Source organism: Paeniglutamicibacter sp. Y32M11 (assembly GCF_019285735.1).
In the GTDB taxonomy this organism is placed as follows: Bacteria; Actinomycetota; Actinomycetes; order Actinomycetales; family Micrococcaceae; genus Paeniglutamicibacter.
In genome coordinates, this window is the sequence record NZ_CP079107.1 from 2,812,702 (window position 1) to 2,836,120 (window position 23,419).

At 61.3% G+C, this 23,419-nt stretch carries 25 protein-coding genes and 1 tRNA gene; 13 read left to right on the forward strand and 13 right to left on the reverse strand.

Annotation, left to right across the window (positions count from 1 at the left end):
• Nucleotides 1-74 precede the first annotated feature (74 nt).
• On the forward strand, nucleotides 75-533 hold the full coding sequence (locus KUF55_RS12390) for an aminoacyl-tRNA deacylase (RefSeq protein WP_255557018.1): 459 nt from the start codon (nucleotides 75-77) through the stop codon (nucleotides 531-533).
• On the opposite strand, the gene KUF55_RS12395 is transcribed toward KUF55_RS12390, so the two are convergent.
• From KUF55_RS12395 to KUF55_RS12430, 8 genes are all read right to left on the reverse strand, one after another.
• On the reverse strand, nucleotides 508-1,701 hold the full coding sequence (locus tag KUF55_RS12395; RefSeq protein ID WP_218816804.1) for an acyltransferase: 1,194 nt from the start codon (nucleotides 1,699-1,701) through the stop codon (nucleotides 508-510). The two genes, KUF55_RS12390 and KUF55_RS12395, sit on opposite strands and share 26 nt — an antisense overlap.
• A 192-nt stretch (nucleotides 1,702-1,893) precedes the next feature.
• Nucleotides 1,894-2,265 carry a 50S ribosomal protein L7/L12 gene (gene rplL / locus KUF55_RS12400; RefSeq protein ID WP_132358704.1) on the reverse strand — a complete coding sequence of 124 codons (372 nt, stop codon included), beginning with the start codon at nucleotides 2,263-2,265 and terminating at the stop codon, nucleotides 1,894-1,896.
• Nucleotides 2,266-2,333: 68 nt separating this feature from the next.
• Nucleotides 2,334-2,888 (reverse strand): 50S ribosomal protein L10, encoded by a 555-nt coding sequence (rplJ, locus tag KUF55_RS12405; protein WP_132358706.1) that lies wholly within the window; start codon nucleotides 2,886-2,888, stop codon nucleotides 2,334-2,336.
• A gap of 1,185 nt (nucleotides 2,889-4,073) precedes the next feature.
• The gene (gene rplA / locus KUF55_RS12410) at nucleotides 4,074-4,781 is read right to left on the reverse strand and encodes a 50S ribosomal protein L1 (RefSeq protein ID WP_132358708.1); all 708 of its coding nucleotides are present in this window, start codon (nucleotides 4,779-4,781) and stop codon (nucleotides 4,074-4,076) included.
• A gap of 160 nt (nucleotides 4,782-4,941) precedes the next feature.
• Nucleotides 4,942-5,373 (reverse strand): 50S ribosomal protein L11, encoded by a 432-nt coding sequence (gene rplK, locus KUF55_RS12415; RefSeq protein WP_132358710.1) that lies wholly within the window; start codon nucleotides 5,371-5,373, stop codon nucleotides 4,942-4,944.
• A gap of 132 nt (nucleotides 5,374-5,505) precedes the next feature.
• Nucleotides 5,506-6,261, reverse strand: a complete 756-nt coding sequence (gene nusG / locus KUF55_RS12420) for a transcription termination/antitermination protein NusG (RefSeq protein WP_132358712.1) — start codon at nucleotides 6,259-6,261, stop codon at nucleotides 5,506-5,508.
• Between the two features lie 57 nt (nucleotides 6,262-6,318).
• Nucleotides 6,319-6,585: a preprotein translocase subunit SecE gene (secE, locus tag KUF55_RS12425; protein WP_132358714.1), complete on the reverse strand. Its 267-nt coding sequence runs from the start codon at nucleotides 6,583-6,585 to the stop codon at nucleotides 6,319-6,321.
• Nucleotides 6,586-6,701: 116 nt separating this feature from the next.
• Nucleotides 6,702-6,774: transfer RNA gene (locus KUF55_RS12430), tRNA-Trp, on the reverse strand.
• 173 nt (nucleotides 6,775-6,947) lie between these two features.
• On the opposite strand from KUF55_RS12430, the gene KUF55_RS12435 reads away from it, so the two are divergent.
• Nucleotides 6,948-7,526, forward strand: a complete 579-nt coding sequence (locus KUF55_RS12435) for a hypothetical protein (RefSeq protein WP_218816805.1) — start codon at nucleotides 6,948-6,950, stop codon at nucleotides 7,524-7,526.
• A 140-nt stretch (nucleotides 7,527-7,666) separates the two neighbouring features.
• Nucleotides 7,667-8,866, forward strand: coding sequence for a pyridoxal phosphate-dependent aminotransferase (locus KUF55_RS12440; RefSeq protein ID WP_132358717.1), 1,200 nt, complete (start codon nucleotides 7,667-7,669; stop codon nucleotides 8,864-8,866).
• An 83-nt stretch (nucleotides 8,867-8,949) separates the two neighbouring features.
• Here KUF55_RS12440 and KUF55_RS12445 read toward each other — a convergent pair whose 3' ends face one another.
• Together KUF55_RS12445 and KUF55_RS12450 are read right to left on the reverse strand one after the other, a co-directional pair.
• Nucleotides 8,950-9,624, reverse strand: a complete 675-nt coding sequence (locus tag KUF55_RS12445) for a response regulator transcription factor (protein ID WP_132358719.1) — start codon at nucleotides 9,622-9,624, stop codon at nucleotides 8,950-8,952.
• Nucleotides 9,611-10,888: an ATP-binding protein gene (locus KUF55_RS12450; protein ID WP_218816806.1), complete on the reverse strand. Its 1,278-nt coding sequence runs from the start codon at nucleotides 10,886-10,888 to the stop codon at nucleotides 9,611-9,613. Before KUF55_RS12450 ends, KUF55_RS12445 begins: the two co-directional genes overlap by 14 nt.
• A 126-nt stretch (nucleotides 10,889-11,014) precedes the next feature.
• Between KUF55_RS12450 and KUF55_RS12455 the strand changes: the two genes are divergently transcribed.
• From KUF55_RS12455 to KUF55_RS12475, 5 genes are all read left to right on the forward strand, one after another.
• Complete coding sequence (locus KUF55_RS12455; protein ID WP_218816807.1) at nucleotides 11,015-12,340, forward strand: PspC domain-containing protein; 1,326 nt, start codon at nucleotides 11,015-11,017, stop codon at nucleotides 12,338-12,340.
• Nucleotides 12,337-12,564, forward strand: a complete 228-nt coding sequence (locus tag KUF55_RS12460) for a hypothetical protein (RefSeq protein WP_218816808.1) — start codon at nucleotides 12,337-12,339, stop codon at nucleotides 12,562-12,564. Before KUF55_RS12455 ends, KUF55_RS12460 begins: the two co-directional genes overlap by 4 nt.
• Nucleotides 12,565-12,663: 99 nt before the next feature.
• The gene (locus tag KUF55_RS12465) at nucleotides 12,664-12,912 is read left to right on the forward strand and encodes a PspC domain-containing protein (RefSeq protein ID WP_132358724.1); all 249 of its coding nucleotides are present in this window, start codon (nucleotides 12,664-12,666) and stop codon (nucleotides 12,910-12,912) included.
• A 271-nt stretch (nucleotides 12,913-13,183) separates the two neighbouring features.
• A complete protein-coding gene (locus tag KUF55_RS12470) occupies nucleotides 13,184-14,212 on the forward strand; it encodes a 6-phosphofructokinase (protein ID WP_132358726.1) in 1,029 nt (342 codons plus the stop codon).
• A gap of 66 nt (nucleotides 14,213-14,278) precedes the next feature.
• Nucleotides 14,279-15,007, forward strand: coding sequence for a GNAT family N-acetyltransferase (locus KUF55_RS12475; RefSeq protein ID WP_218816809.1), 729 nt, complete (start codon nucleotides 14,279-14,281; stop codon nucleotides 15,005-15,007).
• 80 nt (nucleotides 15,008-15,087) lie between these two features.
• Here KUF55_RS12475 and KUF55_RS12480 read toward each other — a convergent pair whose 3' ends face one another.
• The 3 genes from KUF55_RS12480 to KUF55_RS12490 form a co-directional block, all read right to left on the reverse strand.
• Nucleotides 15,088-16,158 (reverse strand): folate-binding protein YgfZ, encoded by a 1,071-nt coding sequence (locus tag KUF55_RS12480; protein WP_218816810.1) that lies wholly within the window; start codon nucleotides 16,156-16,158, stop codon nucleotides 15,088-15,090.
• Between the two features lie 3 nt (nucleotides 16,159-16,161).
• On the reverse strand, nucleotides 16,162-16,761 hold the full coding sequence (locus tag KUF55_RS12485; protein WP_132358732.1) for an FABP family protein: 600 nt from the start codon (nucleotides 16,759-16,761) through the stop codon (nucleotides 16,162-16,164).
• Nucleotides 16,762-16,992: 231 nt separating this feature from the next.
• The gene (locus KUF55_RS12490) at nucleotides 16,993-17,730 is read right to left on the reverse strand and encodes a hypothetical protein (protein WP_218816811.1); all 738 of its coding nucleotides are present in this window, start codon (nucleotides 17,728-17,730) and stop codon (nucleotides 16,993-16,995) included.
• Between the two features lie 246 nt (nucleotides 17,731-17,976).
• On the opposite strand from KUF55_RS12490, the gene KUF55_RS12495 reads away from it, so the two are divergent.
• The 5 genes from KUF55_RS12495 (at nucleotide 17,977) to KUF55_RS12515 (ending at nucleotide 23,344) form a co-directional block, all read left to right on the forward strand.
• The gene (locus tag KUF55_RS12495) at nucleotides 17,977-18,675 is read left to right on the forward strand and encodes a response regulator transcription factor (RefSeq protein ID WP_132361059.1); all 699 of its coding nucleotides are present in this window, start codon (nucleotides 17,977-17,979) and stop codon (nucleotides 18,673-18,675) included.
• 26 nt (nucleotides 18,676-18,701) lie between these two features.
• On the forward strand, nucleotides 18,702-19,670 hold the full coding sequence (mshD, locus tag KUF55_RS12500) for a mycothiol synthase (RefSeq protein WP_218816812.1): 969 nt from the start codon (nucleotides 18,702-18,704) through the stop codon (nucleotides 19,668-19,670).
• A gap of 83 nt (nucleotides 19,671-19,753) precedes the next feature.
• Nucleotides 19,754-21,967, forward strand: coding sequence for an RNA degradosome polyphosphate kinase (locus KUF55_RS12505; protein ID WP_132358738.1), 2,214 nt, complete (start codon nucleotides 19,754-19,756; stop codon nucleotides 21,965-21,967).
• Between the two features lie 3 nt (nucleotides 21,968-21,970).
• The gene (locus KUF55_RS12510; protein WP_132358740.1) at nucleotides 21,971-22,936 is read left to right on the forward strand and encodes an NUDIX hydrolase; all 966 of its coding nucleotides are present in this window, start codon (nucleotides 21,971-21,973) and stop codon (nucleotides 22,934-22,936) included.
• Between the two features lie 84 nt (nucleotides 22,937-23,020).
• The gene (locus KUF55_RS12515; RefSeq protein ID WP_132358742.1) at nucleotides 23,021-23,344 is read left to right on the forward strand and encodes a GNAT family N-acetyltransferase; all 324 of its coding nucleotides are present in this window, start codon (nucleotides 23,021-23,023) and stop codon (nucleotides 23,342-23,344) included.
• Nucleotides 23,345-23,419: the final 75 nt, after the last annotated feature.

Genomic DNA, 23,419 nt, shown 5'->3' on the forward strand with positions numbered 1-23,419 from the left:
GCTTACGGTATTTCGCACGTGAGATTCGGGGCCTAATCGCCATGGACATCATATTGCCGCCAGGGCTCGAACGCATGAAACTCGATGCCGCACAGCGCGGTCTTGACATCGAGGTGGTGACTCGGGGCCAGGCATCGAGTCTCGCGGAGGCTGCGGCTGCATTGGGCATTCTTCCCGAAAAGATTGTGAAATCCTTGGTCGTAAAACACAAGGACGGCAGTTTTCTCTTTGTCCTGATTCCCGGTGACCGCGTGATCTCATGGCCCAAACTTCGCGCGCTGCTGGGGGTCAATAAGTTGTCCCTGCCGCCCGCCGACGTCGCTTACGCGGCCACAGGGTATGAACGAGGCACCATCACGCCCCTGGGCTCAACAACGCCATGGCCCGTTTATGCAGATCTAGGCATCGACAGCGGTCAAATCTGCCTCGGCGCCGGAGCCCATGGCCAATCAGCCTTCGTGGATTCAACGAAGTTGATCCGCGCACTGAAGGCAACCGTGGCAGATATTAGCGACCCAGAACCGGCTCGTTAGACTTCTTCAGATCCCTGATTTTCGAACCAATACGGCTCAGCGCGTTGGTGGTGGCCGTTGCAAGTGGTTTAGCCAGTGGACGTTCGATGAAGCGTTGAACTAGGTACGCGGCGGCAAATACCGTAGCGATCACCAGCGGGAGCGTGACGTACTTTCCGAGTACCGGATTCAAATGGTCAATCAGCCACCAGCCCCACACCTGATGCAGGAGGTAAACGGGGTAGGTAAGGGAGCCCAAGAGCGCCAGAAACTTCCACTGGATATTTCGTAGTGGGCTCAGGGTCAGAAGTGCGATGACGGTGAACAACCCCACCACAATGACCCAGTAGTTCCAGACAGGAATGGCGTATCCAACCAGTTCCATGGCCTCTGCGGGGCCCTTCAATCCAGTGAAATAGGCGGCGATGCCGACGTTCATGACCAGCAGGGACCAGCGAAGAAGACTGTGCCCAAAACGGTGAATGAGGAAGATCAGGATTCCTCCGCAAAACAGCGGCGCATAGTCACTCATCAGGTTCGTTGCGACCTGGGTATTACCGCCGAGATGGGCAGCCAGTCCAAGGACGGACCAGGTAGCGGCAAGAATCGTGATCCCACGAATGGTCAACAGGCGCAAAACCATAAGAACGAGAATTAGCAGGTAGAAACGCATTTCCACCCAGAGCGTCCAGTAGACGCCGTCAATATGTCGCAGCTCCATAGCTGGGTGGAACATGGTCAGGTTGGCCAGTAGTTCTTTCACCCCTAGCCCCGCACCCACCTGCGGCCACATGACTATTACCAGATATCCAGTGGCCAACACCGCTACCCAATAGGCAGGATATAGACGTCCGATACGGGATCCCACAAATTTTCCGGCGCCCTTGCCATAGGCGGAGAGCAGGATGACGAATCCGCTGATAATGAAGAAGAGCTGGACGCCCATGTTCCCATACACGCTGATTCGCGATAGCACCGGCCATGCATCCTTGGCCTCGGGGGTCCCCCAATATCCATGGTGCCATGCGGTGTAGTGGAAAAGGAGCACCAATAAGGCTGCTGCAAAGCGTAACGCATCAAGTAGCCCCAGCCGCGGCGCCTTCTTGGCGACAACTGGGTGATCTACCGGGTTGGCGATCCGGTCGGTTTCAAGTACGGAGGCAAGTACCGCCGTGCCATTTCCCGCCATGCGTTGACCCCTAACCATGTTCGCATTCGTTATCTATCTGTTATCAACGATAGCAAGGAACATTGGATAAGTTCAGTCGAGAGGCGTTAAGTCATGAAACACACAGCGAATCATAAGATTGAAATTAAAGTTAAAGACCGCTGGCCCGCAAAACCAAACGGTTTTGCGGGCCAGCGGCTAAGAAGCGAAGAGTTACTTGACAGTAACGGTAGCGCCGGCAGCCTCGAGGGCTTCCTTTGCCTTCTCTGCGGCTTCCTTGGTGGCGCCTTCCAGGACAGCCTTAGGAGCCGAATCAACGACCTCCTTGGCTTCCTTCAGACCCAACGAAGTCAGGGCGCGAACTTCCTTGATAACTGCGATCTTCTTGTCGCCGGCTGCTTCGAGGATAACGTCGAATTCAGTCTGCTCTTCGGCTTCAGCGGCACCAGCGGCCGGGCCGGCAACTGCAACAGCAGCTGCGGAGACCTCGAAGGTCTCCTCGAAGGTCTTTACGAACTCAGAGAGTTCGATGATGGTCATTTCCTTGAAGGCTTCCAAGAGCTCTTCGGTGGACAGCTTAGCCATGATGGGCAGCCTTTCCGTCGGCGGCACTTACGTGCCGCAAGTTACTTGAGTGAGGGTTTGAAGAAAGCTTAGGCTTCTTCGGTGGCGGCTTCGGCAGCAGGTGCCTCGGCCTCGGCAGGTGCTTCAGCAGCGCCACCGTTTGCTTCTTCGAGCTTGACGCGCAGTGCTTCGATGGTGCGGACAGCGGCGGATGCCGGAGCCTGCAGCACACCGGCAACACGTGCCAGCTGGAACTCACGCGATTCAAGGGCAGCCAGGGCGGCAACCTCGGTTGCGTCAAGGGCCTTGCCCTCGAAGTAACCGGTCTTGATGATGAGCTGCTTGTTGTCCTTAGCGAAATCCGTGAGGCTCTTAGCGGCAGCAACTGCGTCGCCCTTAATAAAGGCGATTGCAGTCGGGCCAGCAAGCTGGCCTTCGAATGCTTCGATGCCGGCTTCCTTTGCTGCGAGACCAGTCAAGGTGTTCTTCACAACCGCGTACTTGGTATCTGCACCAAGTGAACGGCGAAGCTGCTTGAGCTGCGCAACAGTAAGCCCACGGTATTCGGTCAGGACAGCGGCGGTCGACTCCTTGAAGTCGGCGGTGATTTCCTCTACTGCGGAAACCTTAGTCGGCGTTGCCATAACACTCCTTCCGGGGTATAGATCTGATAACCAGTCGATCCAGCCCGGCCAGGAGTACTGACATAAAAAACGCCCCATGCAGATGCACGGGGCGGAAAGCACGCAAATATTTGCGAGAAATTCACTTCGTTCACCTGCGCAGGTCGTCCTTTGTGGGACTTTCAGAGTCTCACCGCATAAGCAGCAATTCTCGACCGACGGTCTTCGGTATTCACAATCCTAGCAGTGCGCCAGCGACGGAACAAATCGGTTAGAGGTGTTCCGCGTTACCCCTCACGGAACTCATCGTTAAAAGCGGTAGGCCCCTCGGGTTCCGCAACTTGGGGGATAGCGGAAGGGAGGAGCCTACCTGTGCAGCAATGCAACTTGGGGGAACGCATTGCTGCGGTAATGTGCTCGGGGCGGGGCTTGGGGTCTCCGCCATGGAGCACATGGTGAACGAATCACCCGTCACGATCAAATCGCGACGAACTAACTCTACCATTCACGGGCCGCCGCACAAGCACCTCGGCGGAAAAGCATGGACATAGACGGCGGTGAAGAAGCCTCACCACTCCCCCGGAGCAAGCCAGCGCACGGGCATTTCAGGAAGCCTTTCAGGAAACTGAGCAGCCCTCTGGTGATAGACCGAACCAACAGGTCAACCCAGACATTCTTGGTCGCCTGAGCGTAGGTAACCCGTGAGAGCCGATGCGGATCTTCGCCGTTGCTGGCACTGGCCGATACGATACCGCTGGCCAGCACAGATTCACTACGATCACGTCCTGAAGGCACGTGCCAAGGCTTGGAACATCACGTGCGCTGACTTCGTTCCGCGATTCGGTCGTGACCAGCACTGCCCACTTGTAAGGCGCCGGTGGCCACCGCTCAGCATCACGCTGCGACGTGAGGCGGTGCGTTGGCACGATGCGCGGTAGCGGCGGATGCACTATGGAGGCAATGCGCGGTAGCCGTGACTTATGGATCTACCTGGAGCGCTACAGCAACGGCACGTGTTGCTCGTGGTGGTACACAACCAGCATGCGGGCCATTCGGGCTATGGGATACGGCCAGCGAACACCGGGGATATGTCGGGCACACGAGTCAGTGCCCGCAAACTGACGCCGATTCGGTGGTTAAACGACCGAACCCGGTACCAATCCCCCCAAGGGAGGTTGGTACCGGGTTCGAAACGATGAGGCGTTATTATGCCTCGGAAAGAACGCGGGTTACGTTCGAATCGACCGGGATGCCCGGGCCGAAGGTGGAAGCAACGGTAGCCTTGGAGATGTAGCGGCCCTTGGAAGAGGAAGGCTTCAAACGAAGCACCTCGTCCAGTGCTGCTGCGTAGTTCTCTGCAAGCTTCTGAGCATCGAAGGAAACCTTGCCGATGATGAAGTGCAGGTTCGAGTGCTTGTCGACGCGGAAGTCGATCTTGCCACCCTTGATCTCGTTGACGGCCTTGGCGACGTCCATGGTCACAGTACCGGTCTTCGGGTTCGGCATCAGGTTACGAGGACCCAAGACCTTACCCAAACGGCCAACCTTGCCCATGAGGTCAGGGGTAGCAACTGCTGCGTCGAAGTCGGTCCAGCCGCCAGCGATCTTAGCGATCAGGTCGTCCGAGCCAACGAAGTCGGCGCCGGCTGCAATTGCAGCTTCTGCCTTTTCGCCGTTTGCGAAGACAACCACGCGGGCGGTCTTGCCGGTGCCGTGCGGAAGGATTACGGTACCGCGAACCATCTGATCGGCCTTGCGGGGATCAACGCTGAGGCGGAATGCAACCTCAACGGTCTCGTCAGCCTTCGAGAAGGCGATCTCCTTGGCCAGGGCAACTGCCTCGGCCGGAGCGTAGAACTTATCTTCTTCGATCTTAGCCGCGGCGGCTACGAATGCTTTACTGCGCTTTGCCATCTGCTTTTTCTCCTTATGCAGTCGTGGTCATCATTGGATCGCGCTGGACCCTGCCACTTGCGATGAGGGGCACCGGATGATTCCGGATGATTCCACATCGTCTTCTTTGTCATGGGGTTGCGTTGCTAGAAAACTAGCGACGCGGGTGTAAAAGGCGGAATTAGCCTTCTACGGTGATGCCCATCGAGCGGGCGGTGCCGGCGATGATCAAGGCTGCAGCCTTGATGTCGTTGGCGTTAAGATCTTCCATCTTCACAGCGGCGATCTCTTCGGCCTGAGCCTGAGTCAGCTTGGCAACCTTGACGGTGTGCGGGGTAGCTGAACCCTTGGTGACGCCTGCAGCCTTTTTGATGAGCTCGGCTGCCGGAGGAGTCTTGGTGACGAAGGTGAAGGAACGGTCTTCGTAGACAGTAATTTCAACCGGAACCACGTTGCCGCGCTGCGACTCGGTGGCGGCGTTGTACGCCTTGCAGAATTCCATGATGTTGACGCCGTGCTGACCAAGCGCCGGACCAATCGGCGGTGCCGGGTTGGCGGCGCCTGCCTGGATCTGCAGCTTGATGAGTCCGGTGACCTTTTTCTTGGGGGCCATGTCGGGTCCTTCTTCTATTGCGTGGCCCCGTTGCACAGGAGCGTGCCTCGGGGGGTTGATCGCCGTGGCGCGGCGATCAGAACCGTGTCATACCCCGGTAAAGCATCCGGGGATAGGCACGAAGTATAAATGTTACGCGATCTTGGTGACCTGGCTGAACGACAGGGTCACGGGGGTCTCACGTTCGAAGATCGACACCAGAACGACCATCGTGGAGGATTCGAGCTTGATCTCGCTGATCGTTGCCGGCAGCGTTTCAAACGGACCGTCGTTGACGATGACGGATTCGCCAACCTCAAAGTCGACGTTGACCTCGGTGATCGGGGCGCGGCCCGCCTTCGAGTGCTCGCCTTCTTCTTCGGTCACAATGGTGTGAGCCAGCATCGAGAAGACTTCCTCGAGGCGCAGCGGATCCGGGTTGTGAGCGTTGCCCACGAAGCCGGTAACACCCGGAGTGTGTCGAACGGCACCCCATGAGGCGTCGGTCAGTTCCATACGGACCAAAACGTAGCCGGGGATACGAACACGGCGCACGATCTTGCGTGTGGTGTTCTTGATCTCCACAACCTCTTCCATGGGGACCTGAATTTCATAAATGAATTCGTCCATGCCCAGGGTCTGGATGCGGGTTTCAAGGTTGACCTTGACGCGGTTTTCGTAACCTGCGTAAGAGTGGATGACGTACCAGTCGCCGGGCTGACGGCGAAGCTGTGTACGGAATTCTTCGATGGGATCCACGGCCGGGGTTTCCTCGGCTGCTTCAACCTCGGGAGCCTGCTCGGCGTCCTCGGAAACGACGGAATCGATCGACACCTCGTCGGTATCAACCTCTACGGCCTGGCCTTCGAGATTCTCGGTGGCCTGCGGTTCGAGTTCCTGCTCGGACACTGCGGTTCCTGCTTTCTGTTACTGGTTCACCAGAAGTTTGGAGCGAATGCTCGCGCGTTACTGTTCGGGCGAATTGGTGAAGATCAAAATCGATCCGTTACCGAACACGAAGTCCAGAGCGGAAATGATCACCATCATCAACACCACGAAGCCGATGACAACCAACGTGTAGTTGACTAGCTCGCTGCGGGTCGGGGTGACGACCTTCTTCAGTTCAGAAATCATCTGTCGGAAGAAGAGAGCAAGACCCGCAAAGAAACCGGCCTTGGACGGCTTCTTATTGTGTCCAGCGCCATGCGAATCGCTCGCAGTCGTTTCGGTCACGGTTCCTCGTTTCAGATTATCCCACTTGAAACAGCCACGGTGCGCTGCAGCCGTATCGACCACAACACACCGTGACGTGAATATTCGCCGAGCAACCGTAGATGATTGCTACTGCGCAGGGCAGACAGGACTCGAACCTGCAACCTGCGGTTTTGGAGACCGCTGCGCTACCAATTGCGCCACTACCCTTCGAGCGAGATGCTCGTGGACCACTAAAATCCTTAGCGGACTTGGTGATCCAGATGTTTTCCAACACCGAGGAACAAGTCTACTCAAAGAATGTGCTGATTGTCGAACCGAGGTGTTCAAGCACTAAATCTCGGTCTTTTTTACAGCCTCGCACTGACTGTTAGGTTGAGTGCATGCTCCCCACCAAATCACGGGCCCTCGGTCCTGGCCAGTCGATAGCCATGATTACTTTTACCTTTGCGGGCGGTTCGGTGCTTGATGCCATCTTGCGAATCACGGCCCGCTACTCCAGCGCAGATCCATTGTTGCCGCACCTTCTATTGGCCGCCGTCCCGCTGCTGATCGCCGCCGGTCTGTGGGTGGCTCTGCGCGGACGCAAGGAACTGCGCGGGATCATGGTCTTGCAATTGTTACTGGCAGCGAGCATCTCGGTCATCTCCTTCCGATCCGCCCTTCCACTGTCCTGGTACCTGGGCATCGGACTGATCATCTGGGCCATGCGCCTGAGCACCAACCTGCTGATGTGGGTGGGAACCAGCCTGCTGGTGCTCACCGCAGGGGCCCAATTCGGCATGATCGCCTATGACGGAGTGCTCTTCCTACCCTTTGTCATCACCCCGGTGGTATTCCTGATTTCCGCAGCCTATTTCCAGTGGCACCAGGTGAAAAACCAGCAACCCGAACGCGATTCGGCGCTCACCGCGGCCAACGAGCTATATCGCTCGCGCTATGGCAAGGAAATCGGTCAGTAGCGTCCGTCGCGGACCCCGTGCCGCGCCACTTCATACTCCCGGCTGTTACAACCATTAATCGCGCTGCCACCTCGCTGCCGACTAAGCTGAGTCCATACGTATTTCCACCACCTTTCCTCATCCCTTCAGGAAGCGACGACATGGCACGCATTTCCCGACGTATCGGGTCCATTGCAGAATCCGCAACTCTGGCCGTAGACGCCAAGGCCAAGGCACTGAAGGCGGCGGGGCGTCCCGTCATCGGCTTTGGTGCCGGTGAGCCGGATTTCCCCACCCCCGATTACATCGTTGAGGCAGCAGTTGCCGCGGCCCGTAACCCCAAGTACCACCGCTACTCCCCCGCGGCAGGGCTGCCGGAGCTACGTGCCGCCATTGCCGAAAAAACCATGCGTGACTCTGGCTACCAGCTTGATCCGTCCCAGGTAATGGTGACCAATGGTGGCAAGCAGGCCGTGTACAACGCGTTTGCCACCCTGCTGGATCCGGGAGACGAAGTCATTCTGCCGGCCCCGTATTGGACCACCTACCCGGAGGCTATCCGCTTGGCCGGCGGCGTGCCCGTTGAGGTATTTGCCGGGCCGGAGCAGGGTTACAAGGTCACCATCGAGCAGCTTGAGGCCGCGGTGACCCCGAAGTCCAAGGTGTTGCTCTTTGTTTCGCCGTCAAACCCGACCGGTGCGGTGTACTCGCCCGAGCAGGTTGCAGAAATTGGCCGCTGGGCAGCATCGAAGGATCTCTGGGTGATTACCGATGAGATTTACGAGCACCTGACCTATGACGATGCGGTCTTCACCTCGATCGCTACGGCAGCACCGGAGCTGGGTGACAAGGTCATCATCCTCAACGGTGTGGCGAAGACCTACGCCATGACCGGCTGGCGCGTGGGATGGATGGCCGGGCCACTTGATGTCATCAAGGCCGCCACCAACCTGCAGTCACATGCCACCTCCAACGTCTCGAACGTCTCGCAGATCGCAGCCCTGGCCGCCGTCTCGGGTCCGTTGGACGCCGTGGCGCAGATGCGCACCGCTTTTGACCGTCGTCGCAAGGCCATGGTTTCGGCCCTGAACGCCATCGACGGAGTGAATTGCCCGGTGCCCGAGGGCGCGTTTTACGCCTACTCGGATGTCCGCGGCCTGCTGGGTCGCGAAATCCGTGGCATCGTTCCGGCCACCAGCGCCGAGCTTGCCGCGCTGATCCTGGAACAGGCCGAGGTTGCGGTGGTCCCGGGCGAGGCGTTTGGCCCCTCCGGCTACATCCGCATGTCCTACGCACTCGGTGACGAAGATCTAGCCGAGGGTGTGGGCCGACTGGCAGCACTGCTGGGCGAAGCCAAGTAGTTTCGGCACCCAAGGTCGGTGTGGTGGGGCTCCGTTGACGGAGCCCCACCACCCCGACCTTTTTGTTACCCGGAGGCTGGGGCTCAGAGGATCCGGCGGTCCACTGCCCACCGGGTGAGTTCGTGACGATTCGAGAGCTGGAGCTTGCGCAGCACGGAGGAAACGTGCGTTTCCACGGTTTTCACCGAGATGAACAGGTCCTTCGCGACCTCCTTATAGCTGTATCCGCGCGCAATCAGGCGCATGACCTCCAGCTCCCTGGCACTGAGCAAATCCAGTTCCTCATCGGCGCTGATCGCCGCCTGAGTCCCGAAGGCATCCAGCACAAAACCGGCCAAGCGTGGAGAGAACACGGCGTCTCCCCCGGCAACCCGCAGCACGGCATCGGAAATCTCCTGACCGGAAATTGACTTGGTCACATACCCCCTGGCACCTGCGCGGATCACCGTGACCACGTCCTCCGCGGCATCCGAGACACTCAGGGCCAGGAACTTCACGCTCGAAAAAACGTCGGCACAGCCGGCCAGCACCTCTGCCCCGCCACCTCCGCGCCCACCGGGCAGATGCACATCCAGCAGCACCACGTCGGGAAGCTGGCTGTGCACCACGGCGATGGCGCTCTCCACGCTGGCGGCCTCACCGACCACGCTCAGGCGCTCGTCGAGGTCTGCCTTGAGCCCGGAACGGAAGATCCCGTGGTCATCAACCACCACCACGCGCACCGGGGTACCGGCGGGGGCGTTGTCACTGCTCGTCATGCTCTTCTCCAATTTTTGCCTCCATGAACAGCTGCACCTCGGTGCCATCCTGATCACTCTTGATCGTAGCCGTGCCACCGTTGCGGTTGATGCGCCCGATGATCGATTCGCGCACCCCGTGCCGATCCGCCGAGACGGCGCCCGGGTCAAAGCCGGAACCGCGGTCACGGACAAATACTTCGATGCCGGCCGAGTCCGCCTCGACGTACACCGAGATGGTGCCCCCCGCATGCTTGGCCGCATTGGTCATGGCCTCACGGGTCGCCTGCAAGAGGGCGTCGTGCCCGGGCACCCCGATCCGCTCACCGACGGCCACCACATTGATGGACACCAGATACAGCTCCTCAATTTCCTCCGCCGCGGCACGTATCGCGGCACTGATCCCGTCTTGGCTGGGTTCGGGCTCGGCATACAGCCAGGTGCGCAGCTCTCGTTCCTGGGCGCGGGCCAGCGTCAGCACCATGGCCGGGTCGGTCGAGCGTTTCTGGATCAGTGCCAGGGTCTGGAGGACCGAGTCGTGGAGGTGAGCGGCGATGTCTGCTCGTTCGGCCGCGCGCTCACGGTTGCTGCGTTCGGAGACAAAATCGCGCCAGAAGCGCAGCGCCCAGGGCAATAACACCAGTACCAGCCCGGCAATCACGGCCAGCGCGACCACCAGCCCGGAAAGCAGCGCGCTAATGCCCACGGTTCCGCTAAGCAGCAACAACAAGCCGAGTACAACCAGCAAAACGCCCAGCAACAGCCGGGTGATGCCGGCAGCCCCGATGGTTCCGCTGCTCTTGCGCAGCCCCGCACGGCCGCCCTCATCCAGCTGCATCCAGGCGATTACCGCCCCGCCTATCACCGCGGCGAGCGGCCAAATCACGTTCCAGCGGATCGCGAAGGCACCGGCGAGTTGTGCCGCGCCCAGCCCGGCAATGAGCAACAGCCCGATCCCCACCACGATCTGGCGCCACAGTCCCTGCCGTGAGCTGCCTCTAACATCGGCGGACGGCTCGGGATTGGCCAATTGTTCGGCCAGTGAGAAGCGTCGGGTTCCGGTACTGCGTTCGGCATCCCGCCGTGCGTCGCGCGCGCTGGGAACAAAGATCCACAGCCAGGCGTAAAGCACCACCCCTGCCCCGAGCAACGCGGTGGCCAGCACAAAACCGATGCGCACCCGCCGTACGCTCAGCCCCAGGTGGCGCGCCAACCCGGCGGCGACGCCGGCAATGATGCGGTCATCTCCGCGCGTCAGCTCGGGGCGTGGTGCTGTTTGGTTCATGTATCCATCCAAGCACGCCCACGCGGGCTTTGCTTCCGGTTCCACGAGATCCCGGGGTACGGTTCAGGGTTCAATCAGGGGTGACCCCCATAGCGGGCGTGCCTCCCCAGCGACGAGGATAGAAGCATGAACGAAGCAACTAAGGAACACGGGTTTTTCCGCTGGGTACGAGAGCTGGGTCTGCAACGCAGTTCCGAGAGCTGGGTCGGCGGCGTCGCCGGCGGAGTGGCACGACGTTTTGGGCTCGCCCCCATCTTGGTGCGCGGCATTGGCGTGGCGCTATGTTTTGTTGGCGGCATCGGCGTGCTGGCCTACGGTCTGGCCTGGGCGGTACTTCCCGATGAGGATGGTCGAATTCATCTACAGGAGGCCATCGCCGGGCGGTGGAGCAGTGGCATGAGCGGCGCGCTGATCCTGAGCATCATCGGGGCGGTGAGCTCCCCATCCCTCTTTGGTTGGTGGGACGGCGGCTTCTGGACCCTGCTGGTGATCCTGGCCATCGGCTTCTTGATCTTCTCCCGCCGTGGCAGCGTGGCTGCCCGCACCCCCGGAACCTCCGAGGTGTCCGAGCGTGAAGCTGCCACCGCCTACCCCGACGGATTTATTGGGCCGCGACCGATGAGCACCAACGATTCTTCGCCCGTGGCTCCGGCCGCCTTCACCGCTAGCACCGCGGTACCGCCCGACGCGTTGGCCGTCGATGCGCCCACGACTCCCCTTTCCCACCATTTCACGGAGGGCACCATGCCGATTCCCACTCCCGGTTCCCCGTCCCCGTCCGCGGGGTTCACCCCGCCACCACCCTTGATCAGCAAATCCCGAGCGCCGCGCAATAAGTCGGTACCCGGGTATGTGGCCACCATCGTCCTGGGACTGGCCGTACTGGCCTTTGCCATGGTGGTGGGGTTGGCGCAGCTGAACATGCTGCAAATCAATGTGAATGCCGCCGCGGTGGGCTTTGCCATCGCGCTGATCATCATTGCGCTGGGGATCATCGCAGCGGCGCTGAAGCACCGCACCGGCGGCGCCCTGGTGGGTTTCGGCATCGTTGCGCTGATCTTCGCGTTGATCTGGGGAGGTAATTCACTGCGCGATACGCAGGGCGCGATGATCATCCCGGGGATCGTATCTACGGATTCGGGCGGACGGGAGAACGTTTTTAGCTCCGGTGCCATGGATCTGCGCTCGTACTCGAACATCACCGAGGACACCGAGGTGCAGATCGATAACGTCTTTTCCTCGATGACGCTCACCGTCCCGGACAATATCCCGGTCGCCATCAATACCGACGGGGTCTTCTCCTCGCTCACCATCGATGGGCAGTCCGCCTCGATGGGCGAGGGGCAAAGAATCCTCAATGCCGACGCCGTCGGTCCCACCCTGGAATTGCAGCTGGATGGCGTCTTCAGCAGCCTCACAATCAACGTAGCGAAAGCGGAGGTGGCACCATGAGCCAGCACACCGAAGAACACCACGATTCACCGATTCCCAGCGCAAACTTCCCCACCGGGACCCTGGTCTTCGGACTGATCCTGTTGGCCATCGGGTTGGCGCTCCTGGCCTCGCTGCTCTTGGCCTTCCAGATCAGCGCACCGTTGCTCTTCATTTCCTTACTCGGAGGTGCCGGCGTAATCCTGATCATTTCCGGGATCGCCGCGGCACGTCGCTCCGACTGAATCGCACGCACTCAATCACTCGCTCCCGGTGAATTCACCGGGAATCGGCAGAGGGCGCATAGCCCCATCAGCTCCTAGAACATGAAAGACTTTGACACCATGGACACCTTTTTTAATTCCTTGCGATCGATCCCCTTCCGCCGCGGCCCCAAGCGTTTGGTCGGCGGCGTCGCCGGCGGCATCTCCGATAAGTTCGGCTGGGATGTCACGCTCGTGCGCATCGGCCTGCTGCTCAGCTTCCTGCTTCCGGTTCTTGGCATCGGTGCCTACGTGGTGGCCTGGCTGTTACTGCCGGCCCAAGATGATTCGATTCCGCTGCAGAAGATGATCCGCGGCCTGAACAAGTAATAGCTCCCCTGCAGCCGGTACCTAACGACTGCTCAGGATCCGGATGATTTTGGCCGCGTTCCGCGGCGCACCGGCTCAACCGGTGCGGCGCGGGATGCGGCCCTTTTTATGGCAGAACTTCGTCACCATGGACGACGTGTTGGTCATCACAGCATGGGCGTGGCTAAACTGGATGTTGGCGAGCCCAATGTCGCGCTCCGATATCACCATCACGGCCGTACTCGCTCTCGCGGGCTCGGCCGATCGAGCAGCGAAAAGGAATTGAGCGAGCATGCGCATTGGGATCATGACCAGCGGCGGAGACTGCCCTGGGTTAAATGCCGTCATCCGTGGGGCCGTCCTGAACGGTATCAAGAGCTACGACCACGAGTTTGTTGGCTTCCGCGATGGCTGGCGCGGGGTCAAGGACGGCGACACCGTGGAGCTGTCGCGCACCGCCGTCCGCGGCATCTCCAAGCAGGGCGGCACCATTCTGGGCACCTCACGCACCAACGCGTTTGAGGGGGAGAACGGTGGAGCAGCAAACATTGCCGCGACGCTCAAGCGTGTGGGAGTGGACGCGATGATCGCCATCGGTGGCGAGGGGACCCTGGCCGGGGCCAAACGGCTCACCGATGCCGGACTGAAGATCGTCGGAGTCCCCAAGACCATCGACAACGATCTGGATGCCACCGACTACACCTTCGGTTTTGATACGGCCAATCAGATTGCCGTGGAAGCCATCGACCGGCTGCGCACCACCGGGGAATCCCACCATCGTTGCATGATCGCCGAGGTCATGGGCCGACACGTGGGCTGGCTGGCGCTGCATGCGGGCATGGCCACCGGCGCGCACGCCATCCTCATTCCCGAGCAATCAACCACCATGGAACAGATCTACGCGTGGGTCTCCGAGGCCCACGACCGCGGGCGTGCCCCGCTGGTGGTCGTGGCCGAGGGTTTTGTCCCCGAGGGAGCCGAGGGAGCCTTCTCCGAGCGCGGCCTAGACGCCTTCGGCCGTCCCCGCCTCGGTGGCATCGGAGAGCAGTTGGCCCCGTTCATCGAGGACGCCACGGGGATCGAGACCCGGGCGACGGTACTCGGGCACATTCAGCGTGGCGGGGTGCCCAGCGCCTTTGACCGCGTCTTGGCCACTCGCCTGGGCATGGCCGCGGTCGATTCGGTGGCCGATCAGGCCTGGGGCACGATGGTCTCGCTGCGCGGCACCAAGATCAACCGGGTACCGTTCCAGGCGGCGCTGAATAACCTCAAGGCCGTCCCGCAGGACCGTTACGACGAGGCCAAGGTGCTCTTCGGCTAGGCCATGACCCTATCCCGGGTGCCGCCGGCGTGCGGTGGCACCGCCGACCTGCACTAGGCTCAATACGTGAATCTAGAATTTGGCACGCGCGCCATCATCGCGCTGGCGTGGGCCCGTGAATTTTCCGTCCCCGACACCGCGTTGCAGCCCGATCGGGAGGGCGCAAGCTTCTTTGTCCCGTCCCCGGGCAGCAACCGAGTTGAGGTATTGCGCCTGGGTGAGCATCAGGTGGTGCGTGCGCCGGCAGATATTTTGCCGCTGCTCAGTGATGATCCCCAGGCACGTTTCCTTGATGACCGGTCGCTGCTGGGGCTCCTGCGTACCAGCGGATTGGCACCTTCGGTCCGCTCGCTGGGTGTTGACGCCCTGACGTATCTGGACTCACCCTTTGAGATCGTGGACTCCGAGGCCATCACCGTTTCGACCGATGTGGATGATTTGGCCGAGCTGCGCGAGAATTCTCCGCATGACGATGCAGCAAGCACCACGCTCGATGGCTGCGATCAATGTTTTGTACTCTTTTCCGACGCCGGGTCGGACCCGGTGGCGGGTGCCGGATATTGGGCTCCGGGCGGCCTGCTGGCAGAGACCACCGTGCTCACGCATCCGGGCTTACGTCGCCACGGGCTGGGCCGATATGCGGCGGCGCTGGCCGTGGATGACGCGCTGAGCGAGGGACTGATTCCGCAGGCACGTATCCGCGAAGGGCAGGATGGTGCCGGCGCCTTGGCCACCTCGCTGGGCTTCGAACGCATCGGCTCACTGCTGACGCTGAAGCTGCACGACGGACTCTAAGCCCGACGCGCTAACTTGTGTGCTTAGCGCGACTGACCGAGCGCCGCTAACTTGGCACGGGCTGGCCAAACACGGCTGGCTTAGCGCGGTGGGCGGATGAATCCGGTAAAGCGCCCAGCGGTCTGCCCCGCATCGGTGCTGACGATGACCTCTTGCTTGGCCGCGTAGCGCTCGGCGCCATCAACAACCTCCAGCTCGAGCTCCGGGTCGATGTTGCGCTTGATCAGGGCCAGCCCGATGGGTCCCGCCTCGAAGTGCGATGCCACCGAGGTGAGGGTACCGAGCACCTTCTCCCCCACGCAGATGGCGGAGCCGAGCGCCGGAAGGGTGTGCATCGAACCGTCAAGCTGCAGGAACACCAGGCGCCGCGGCGGGCGACCGACGTTGTGCACGCGGGCCACGGTTTCCTGGCCCTTGTAGCAGCCCTTGTCCAGGTGAACGGCGGTGCGCACCAAATCGAGCTCGTGCGGAATGGTTTTATCATCGGTCTCAAAACCGAAACGTGGACGCCATGCGGCGATGCGCAATGCCTCCACCGCCAGCATGCCGGCGAGGTCCAGCGACGCTACCGCGTCCTGCAGTTCGGTCACGGGAACGATGTATTCAAACCACGGGCGTTCAACACCGGGGTGCTCCGGTGCCGAGTAGGCGTAGCCGCCACCGATGATCTGGGGCCACGGATCGATCCACACGGGGTAGGCCTCAAGGGCCGGCTGCGGGGCGCAGGCGCCCACCAGCGCGAAGTCCGCCGAGACATCGGTGATCTCAACACGCAGCATAAAGCGCATGCGTTGGAGCCATGCGGTCAGCGGAGCTCCCTGGCCCGGTTCCACCAAGAGCCACAACATCTCGGGGGCAGCGAGCACGCGGATGTCAAAATCGATGCGACCCTGAACGCTCAGCAGCAGGGTTTGGGTACTTTGACCCGGGCGCAGGTCGGTCAATGCCTGACTGGAAAGAGTATTCAGCCAGGAGATCCGGTCCTCGCCGGCAAGCGTCACCACATCAAAGTGGGACATATCTGCCACGGCGGTGCCGTTGAGCAGGGTGCGTTGCTCCTTGGCCAACTCGCCGTAGTGGGCAGCAACGCCCTCATCGATACCTGCCCCGGCGACTGCGCCGGGTCGTGTCAATAGTGGCGAAAGCGCCATGACTCAGTCCTGTTTCTTGAGGGCGGCCGAGGCGTGAGCCTTCAGGTCGTTGTCGCCGGTGGAGACATCCCAGCGCCAGTAGAGCTCACCGTTGACCAGACCATAGATGCGGGTCGCGGAGGCGTAGGCCTTGGCGTTGGTGCCGCGCATGACCAGGTCGGTGGCGAGCTGGATCTGTGGGCCGGTGATGACACCATAGTAAAGTTCGGAGATCGCCCCGGGATGCGCGATGTTGGCCTGAATTTTGAAGCCGCCTTCTGCGGTGCGCAGGTCTTCAACGTCCTGTGCCGAGCGTAGGGCCGGAACAATGTCGCCGGGAGTCATCCCCGGGCCAAGATCCGCATCCTCCATGGGGCGCTCTAAGGACCAGAAACCGGATTCGCAGGTGAGTGGGCGCAACTTCACGCCGTTCTCGTCGGTGATCCACGTTTCTGACCGGTATTCCAAAAACGGCAAGCCGTTCTGGGTGAAGCTCACGTGTTGCCAGAAGAATTCGTCATCGGCTTCGCCTTCGCCGAGGCGACCGGCGCCTTCCCATGAACCGATCAGCCATGACAGCGGCACCAGTTCTGGGGTCAGATCCGTGGGAATTTCGATTGGCATAACGTGTGCTTCCTAGAGTCGTTCTTTACTTCTGGCCCTTGAAAAGCCGTGCGACAACAAGTCCGGCGAAGCCGGCCATGCCCAGGCCCGCGAGGGTCAGCAGCGAGAGGAAGAAGATTTCGAGTCCAAGGTATTCGTTCATGCCACCATCCTAACCGCATTTGCGAGCCCAAAAGCTCTTTCATGACGCCGACCACTCTCGTGCCCCGGCCGGTAGCACCGGCCGCGGATCTAGAGCAGCAGGAGCAGCGCGTACCAGGTGACCGAGCCCGCCACCAGCAGGGGGGCCAGTGCCGCGGCCAGAATTTGGGTGAAGCTCTTGGGCCCACCCAGCGAGGTGATCATGGCGCGCGCACCAACCACCACGAGTCCGCACAGGGCTCCAACTACCATCGCCACCAGCAGCGATACCTCGTCGCTGAGCAGGCTGGCGGCACCACCGGCGAGCACGGCCACAATAAAGCCCAGCGGGAAGACGATCCGGTCCGGCAAACGTGTAGCGGCAGGGATCGCTGCACCCATGATTCCAATGCCGGCCATGAGCGCCAGCGTCGGGCCACCGGGCTGGGCACCCAGTACTGCCCATCCGGCGCCGCAGGAAGCGATAAACATTCCGGCGCTACCAACGGCCACGGAGTCCAGGCGCTTTTGCGCATCCGTGCCGCGGACCAATTGGGTGAGAAACATCAGGATGATACCCACCCCAAGACCCGGAGCTACCCAGAGCAGGCTGGGACCGCCCGGCCCCCAAAGTCCCAACAGCGTGGCGGCCGTCGAAACAACAAAAATCACCAACGACACCGGCAGCGGTGCGGGCAGTGCCAAGAGTCGCGGCCACCCCAGGGCAAAAATCGCTAGCAGGACCACCGTCACCGATGGCATCAGCCACGCACCGGCGCCGGAGAGGAAGCCGGCACCTATCAACAGGGCCAGGGTTATGGTTCCGGTGCTCAAAACTTTAAGTCTCACGGGTTCCATCCTGCCTCATTACGAACATTGCGCCACTCTCGCCCCGCCCGCTTCGCCCCGTTGTACCGGGCAGAAACGCTGTTACCTTGGCGCGAGTGCGGCCCGCGTCACGTGCCGGAAATGTGATCGAAACCCACGGCAATCTATACTTTCAACGTACGCATCGATTCAATGCATCGTTCCCCACACCGGGAATGCGGCCGTGAATCGGCAAATCAAACAAGAAGAAGATGGGTGAAGTTCTCGATGGCCATCATCGCGCTGTTGACCAACACCCCTGGCCCCGAGGGCGATATCCTGCCCTCCTTGGGCCTGCTCTCCCACGAGGTGCGTGTCCTTCCCGCACAGGGAAACGCCATGCTGGCTGCCGACGGTGCCCAGCTGGTGCTCGTGGATGGACGCAAAGACTTAGCCGCATCACGCACCTTGTGCCAGCTACTACGCACCACCGGAGTCTCCAGCCCCCTGTTGCTGGTGCTCACCGAGGGCGGGATGGCCGCGATCAGCGCCTCCTGGCAGGTTGATGACGTCATCCTTGATACCGCGGGACCCGCGGAGGTCGAAGCCCGCCTGCGCCTGGCGCTGGCTCGTTCCTCTCACACCGAGGCCGATACCAGCGCACCGATCCGGGCAGCCGGTGTGCTGATCGACGAGGCCAGCTACACCGCCAAGGTGCACGGCGAACCGTTGAACCTGACCTACAAGGAATTTGAGCTGCTGAAGTACCTCGCGCAGCATCCCGGACGGGTTTTCACCCGTGAGCAATTGCTGCACGAGGTCTGGGGCTACGACTACTACGGAGGCACCCGGACCGTGGACGTCCACGTGCGTCGTCTGCGTGCCAAGCTGGGCACCGACCATGAGCAGCTGATCGGCACCGTGCGTAACGTCGGCTACCGTTTCGCCTCACAACGCAACGAAAACCCCGAGGTCGTCGACGCTTAGGTGCCGCTGCGGCTATCTTTGGGAGTATGAGCGCTGCGACGAATCCCGAAGTCAGAATTGAGATCAACCACGGTTCTCCGGAACCCGATGCCTTGCGCGCGCTGCGCGAATTGGCCAGCACCGCGGAGGAAGCCGACGGCAACCCGCCATTAAGCGAGCAGACGCTCGTGGAGTTGCGCAGCACCGCGGACCCGGACGCGGTGCTCGGTGCCTACGCTTACCTCGTTCAGGGGCCGGCAACAAATTCGGGTGAGCTGGTGGGCGTTGTCATCGCCGTGCTCGGGGACCCGGGAACCTTGGAAATGGTGGTGGACCCGGCCTTCCGCGATTCGGGTGTCGCCGGTGCCCTGCTTGAGGCGCTGGGACAGCACACCGAATTGGGCAAGCTGCGGGCGTGGGCCCACGGCAACCACGAGGCCGCCGCCCGGCTGGCCGAGACCTACGGCTTTGCCCCGGTGCGTGAGCTCTGGCGCATGCGTATGATCACCGGCACCCCGGTGCCCGCCGCCGTCGTGCCGGAGGGCATCAGCATCCGCGCCTTTAATCCGGACAGTGATGGCCCGGGCTGGATTGCTGCCAATGCCGCGGCCTTTGCTCATCACCCCGAACAGGGTTCCATGACGCTTGATGACTTGGAAGCGCGCATGGCCGAAGACTGGTTTGACCCCGCCGGCTTCCTGTTGGCTGTTAATGCGCAGGAACAGATTGTGGGCTTCCACTGGACCAAGGTGCACCCGGCGCTCTCCTCCCCCGTGACCGGGGAACATCAGCGCATTGGCGAGATCTACGTGGTGGGCGTGATCCCCGAGGCCCAGGGCACCGGGCTGGGCAAGGTGCTCACCCTAGCGGGTATCACGCACCTCAATTCCCTGGGGTTGCCGGCTCTGATGCTCTACGTGGACGCCGACAATGTGGCGGCCGTCTCGCTGTACCGAAAATTGGGCTTCACCAAGTGGGATGTCGACGTCATGTACGCCCCGGTTTCGGTAAGGTAGTAAGCAACGCGATGCCGCGCCCTGACGGCCTGCCGTGAGCGCTCGGCATATGAACCTCACCATCCACGCTAGGGGCAACAGCCATGGAACCGCACCCAGTCACATCAGCATTGGGCATCACCGATGTGCCCGCTGCCCGGGCCACCCAGGACCGGATCGAGCTGCCCGAGTTTGCGCCGTCGCTGCTTCCCGAGGGCGACTTCGCTGACGATCGTTTTCTGGATCGGGAACTGAGCTGGCTGCACTTTAACGCTCGTGTCTTGGAGCTGGCCGAGGATCCGGAATTGCACCTGCTGGAGCGGGTCAACTTCCTCTCGATCTTCGCCTCCAACCTTGACGAGTTCTTCATGGTGCGCGTCGCTGGCCTCAAGCGTCGTATTGCCACGGGATTAGCCGTGCCTTCGGCCACCGGCATCAGCCCCATCGATCAGCTGGAGCGTCTGCTGTCCGATGCCCACGCCCTGCAAGTGCGTCATGCTGAGGTTTTTGCGCACCAGGTTCGTCCGGCCCTGGAGGAAGAACAGATCCTGTTGGTGGGCTGGAAGGACCTCGATGAGCGAGCGCGTGAGGAACTGCGCCGCTGGTTCATCGACCAGGTCTTCCCGATCCTCACCCCATTGGCCGTGGACCCCGCCCACCCCTTCCCCTACATTTCCGGGCTCTCGCTGAACCTGGCGGTAGTGGTGCGCAACCCGGTCAGCGGCAAGGAGCTCTTCGCCCGGCTGAAGGTACCGGACATGATGGCCCGGTTGATCTCCGTGGATGGACCGCGCGCCGGAAATTCCGCCGGACGCATCGCCCGCTTCATCACGCTCGAAGATGTCATCGCCGTACACCTGGAACTCTTGTTCCCGGGCATGGACATCGTTGAACACCACTTCTTCCGGGTCACCCGCAACGAGGACCTCGAGGTGGAGGAGGACGACGCGGAGAACCTGCTCAAGGCCCTGGAGCAGGAGCTGCTGCGCCGCCGTTTCGGTCCCCCCGTGCGCCTTGAGGTCGTTGAAGACATCAGCCCGAACATTCTCGCCCTGCTGGTACGCGAGCTGGGCATCGAAGAGGACGAGGTATTTGCCCTCCCCGCCCCGCTGGATCTGCGCGGAATGGGAGTTATTGCCGGCATTGACCGAGCAGACTTGCACTACCCCAAGCAGCTGGCCCACACCTCGCGCTTCCTCAACGAGTCCGAGACCTCCAAGGCCGCGAACGTCTTTGCCGCGATGCGCCGCCGGGACATCCTGCTGCACCACCCGTACGACTCCTTCTCCACCTCCGTTCAGGCGTTCTTGGAGCAGGCGGCCAATGATCCCAAGGTCATGGCCATCAAGCAGACCCTGTACCGCACGTCGGGCGACTCCCCCATCGTGGATGCGCTCATTGATGCCGCCGAGTCCGGCAAGCAGGTGCTGGCGCTGGTGGAAATCAAGGCACGCTTTGATGAGCAGGCCAACATCACCTGGGCCCGGAAGTTGGAGCAGGCCGGTGTTCACGTGGTCTACGGCATCGTTGGCCTCAAGACCCACTCCAAGCTCTCCCTGGTGGTCCGCCGCGAGGGCGATAAGCTGCGGCGCTATTGCCACATTGGCACCGGCAACTACCACCCGCGTACCGCTCGTTACTACGAGGACTTGGGGCTCCTCACCAGCGACGACGCCGTGGGCGAGGACCTTTCGCGCCTGTTCAACCAGCTTTCCGGCTTTGCTCCGCGCTCAACCTTCAAGCGGTTGTTGGTCGCCCCGCGCTCGCTGCGCAGCGGGCTGATCGACCGCATTGAGGCGGAGATCGCCAATCGCAAGGCAGGTCTTGCGGCCCGGGTGGTCATCAAGGTTAACTCCATGGTCGATGAGGCCATCATCGATGCGCTGTACCGCGCTTCACAGGCCGGGGTTCAGGTCGATGTCATTGTCCGCGGCATCTGCTCGTTGCGTCCCGGTGTGCCGGGGCTGAGCGAAAACATTCGGGTTCGCTCCGTCTTGGGCAGGTTCCTGGAGCACTCCCGCGTCTTCTGCTTCGCCAATGCCGGGGAGCCGGTGATCTTCATCGGTTCCGCCGACATGATGCACCGCAACCTCGATCGACGCGTCGAGGCACTGGTATCGCTGAGCAGCCGTGAGGACATTAGCGAATTAGTGGCACTGCTGGATCGGTACATGGATCCCGGAACGGCCAGCTGGCATCTGGACTCCGACGGCAACTGGACCCGACACCACACGGACGAAAATGGTCAACGGCTCCTGGACATCCAGTCGTGGCTGATCGAATCACGCACCCGCCAGCGAACCGCGGTCAGGCGCTAGGGCGTGCAGTTAGTTCGTTCTAGTGATTCGGAAGTCATCCGAAGTGCAGATTTTGCCGTTCGCGCGGCCGGTGCTTTGGTGTGGCGGGTCAACGGTGCAGGGCTCGAGGTGTTGATGATTCACCGCGAACGTTATGACGATTGGTCATGGCCCAAGGGCAAAATCAATCCAGGGGAAACCATGCCCGAGTGCGCCACCCGGGAAGTCCTTGAAGAGATCGGTCTGGACATCACCTTGGGCATTCCTTTGCCCGCGATGAGATATGAGGTCAACTCCGGGCCCAAGGTTGTCTACTATTGGGCCGCCCGCTCCCCCGGCACCACGCCGGTGCCAGATGGCAAGGAAGTTGATGCGGTGCGTTGGGCCACCCCAGAATTGGCGCGCACGTGGCTGACTAATCCGGGGGATCTGGAACCGCTGGATGCACTGGTGGCCGCCCACCATGCCGGCGAATTGTTCACCGTGCCCTTTGTGGTTATCCGCCATGCCAAGGCAAAGCCGCGTTCCAATTGGACACGGGAGGAGGGCAAACGCCCCCTGGCTGCCACCGGACAACGGCAGGCGCTCGCCGTCTCACGGTTAGTGACATCGTGGCGTCCGACGCGCGTCGCCTCCAGCCCGTGGATTCGTTGTGTGCAGACGGTGACGCCCTACCTCAAGGAACAGCAGCTGCCGTTGAAGCTGCTCGGCTCGATCACCGAGCACGAGGCAAAGCGTCACCCGGCCAAGGCGATGCGCGCCGTGGCCAAATTGCTGAATAAGCATCGTTCCCAGGCAGTGTGCACGCATCGGCCGGTGATGCCGCTGGTGCTGGAGGAATTACGCAAACGCATGAGTTCTCGGCTCAGGGCATTCTTGCCGGCTGAGGATCCTTTCCTGCGACCTGGTTCGATCATCGTGGTTCACCAACCGGTATCTGGCAAGGGAAAACTTGTCTCGGTTGAAGTTTACGAAGCATTTGAGGACTAGCACGTACTCTTCGCTGTAGTCTCTTGGTAGGTGAGCAGACACGCGGCACCACAAGAGATTTCGAGCCTCGACAAGGAGTGCATCATGATCCAGAAGAATCACGGCACGGCCCCGGAAAAGATTGCGCACCAGGGTCTGCGCTTGGACCATGACGAGGATCGCGGCCGCTACTCCCTGTGGCACGGGGCGACGTACGTGGGTTTCCTGGGCTACAGCGTTGAGGGGAATGTTGCCACACTGCAGCACACCATCATCAACGAGGAATATGGGCGACACGGCTACGCCCGTGCACTGGTGACCTTGGTCTTGGAGCAGATGCGCCAACGCCAGCTGAAGATCGTCCCCGAGTGCTCCTACGTTCAGGATTACCTTCGGCGCTACCCGGAGTACAACGACCTAGTCGTCTAATAACAATTCGGCACTTTTTCGCTTCATGTGCCGATCCCCCTCGAACTTTGTCTCAAAGACTTGATACATTGATAC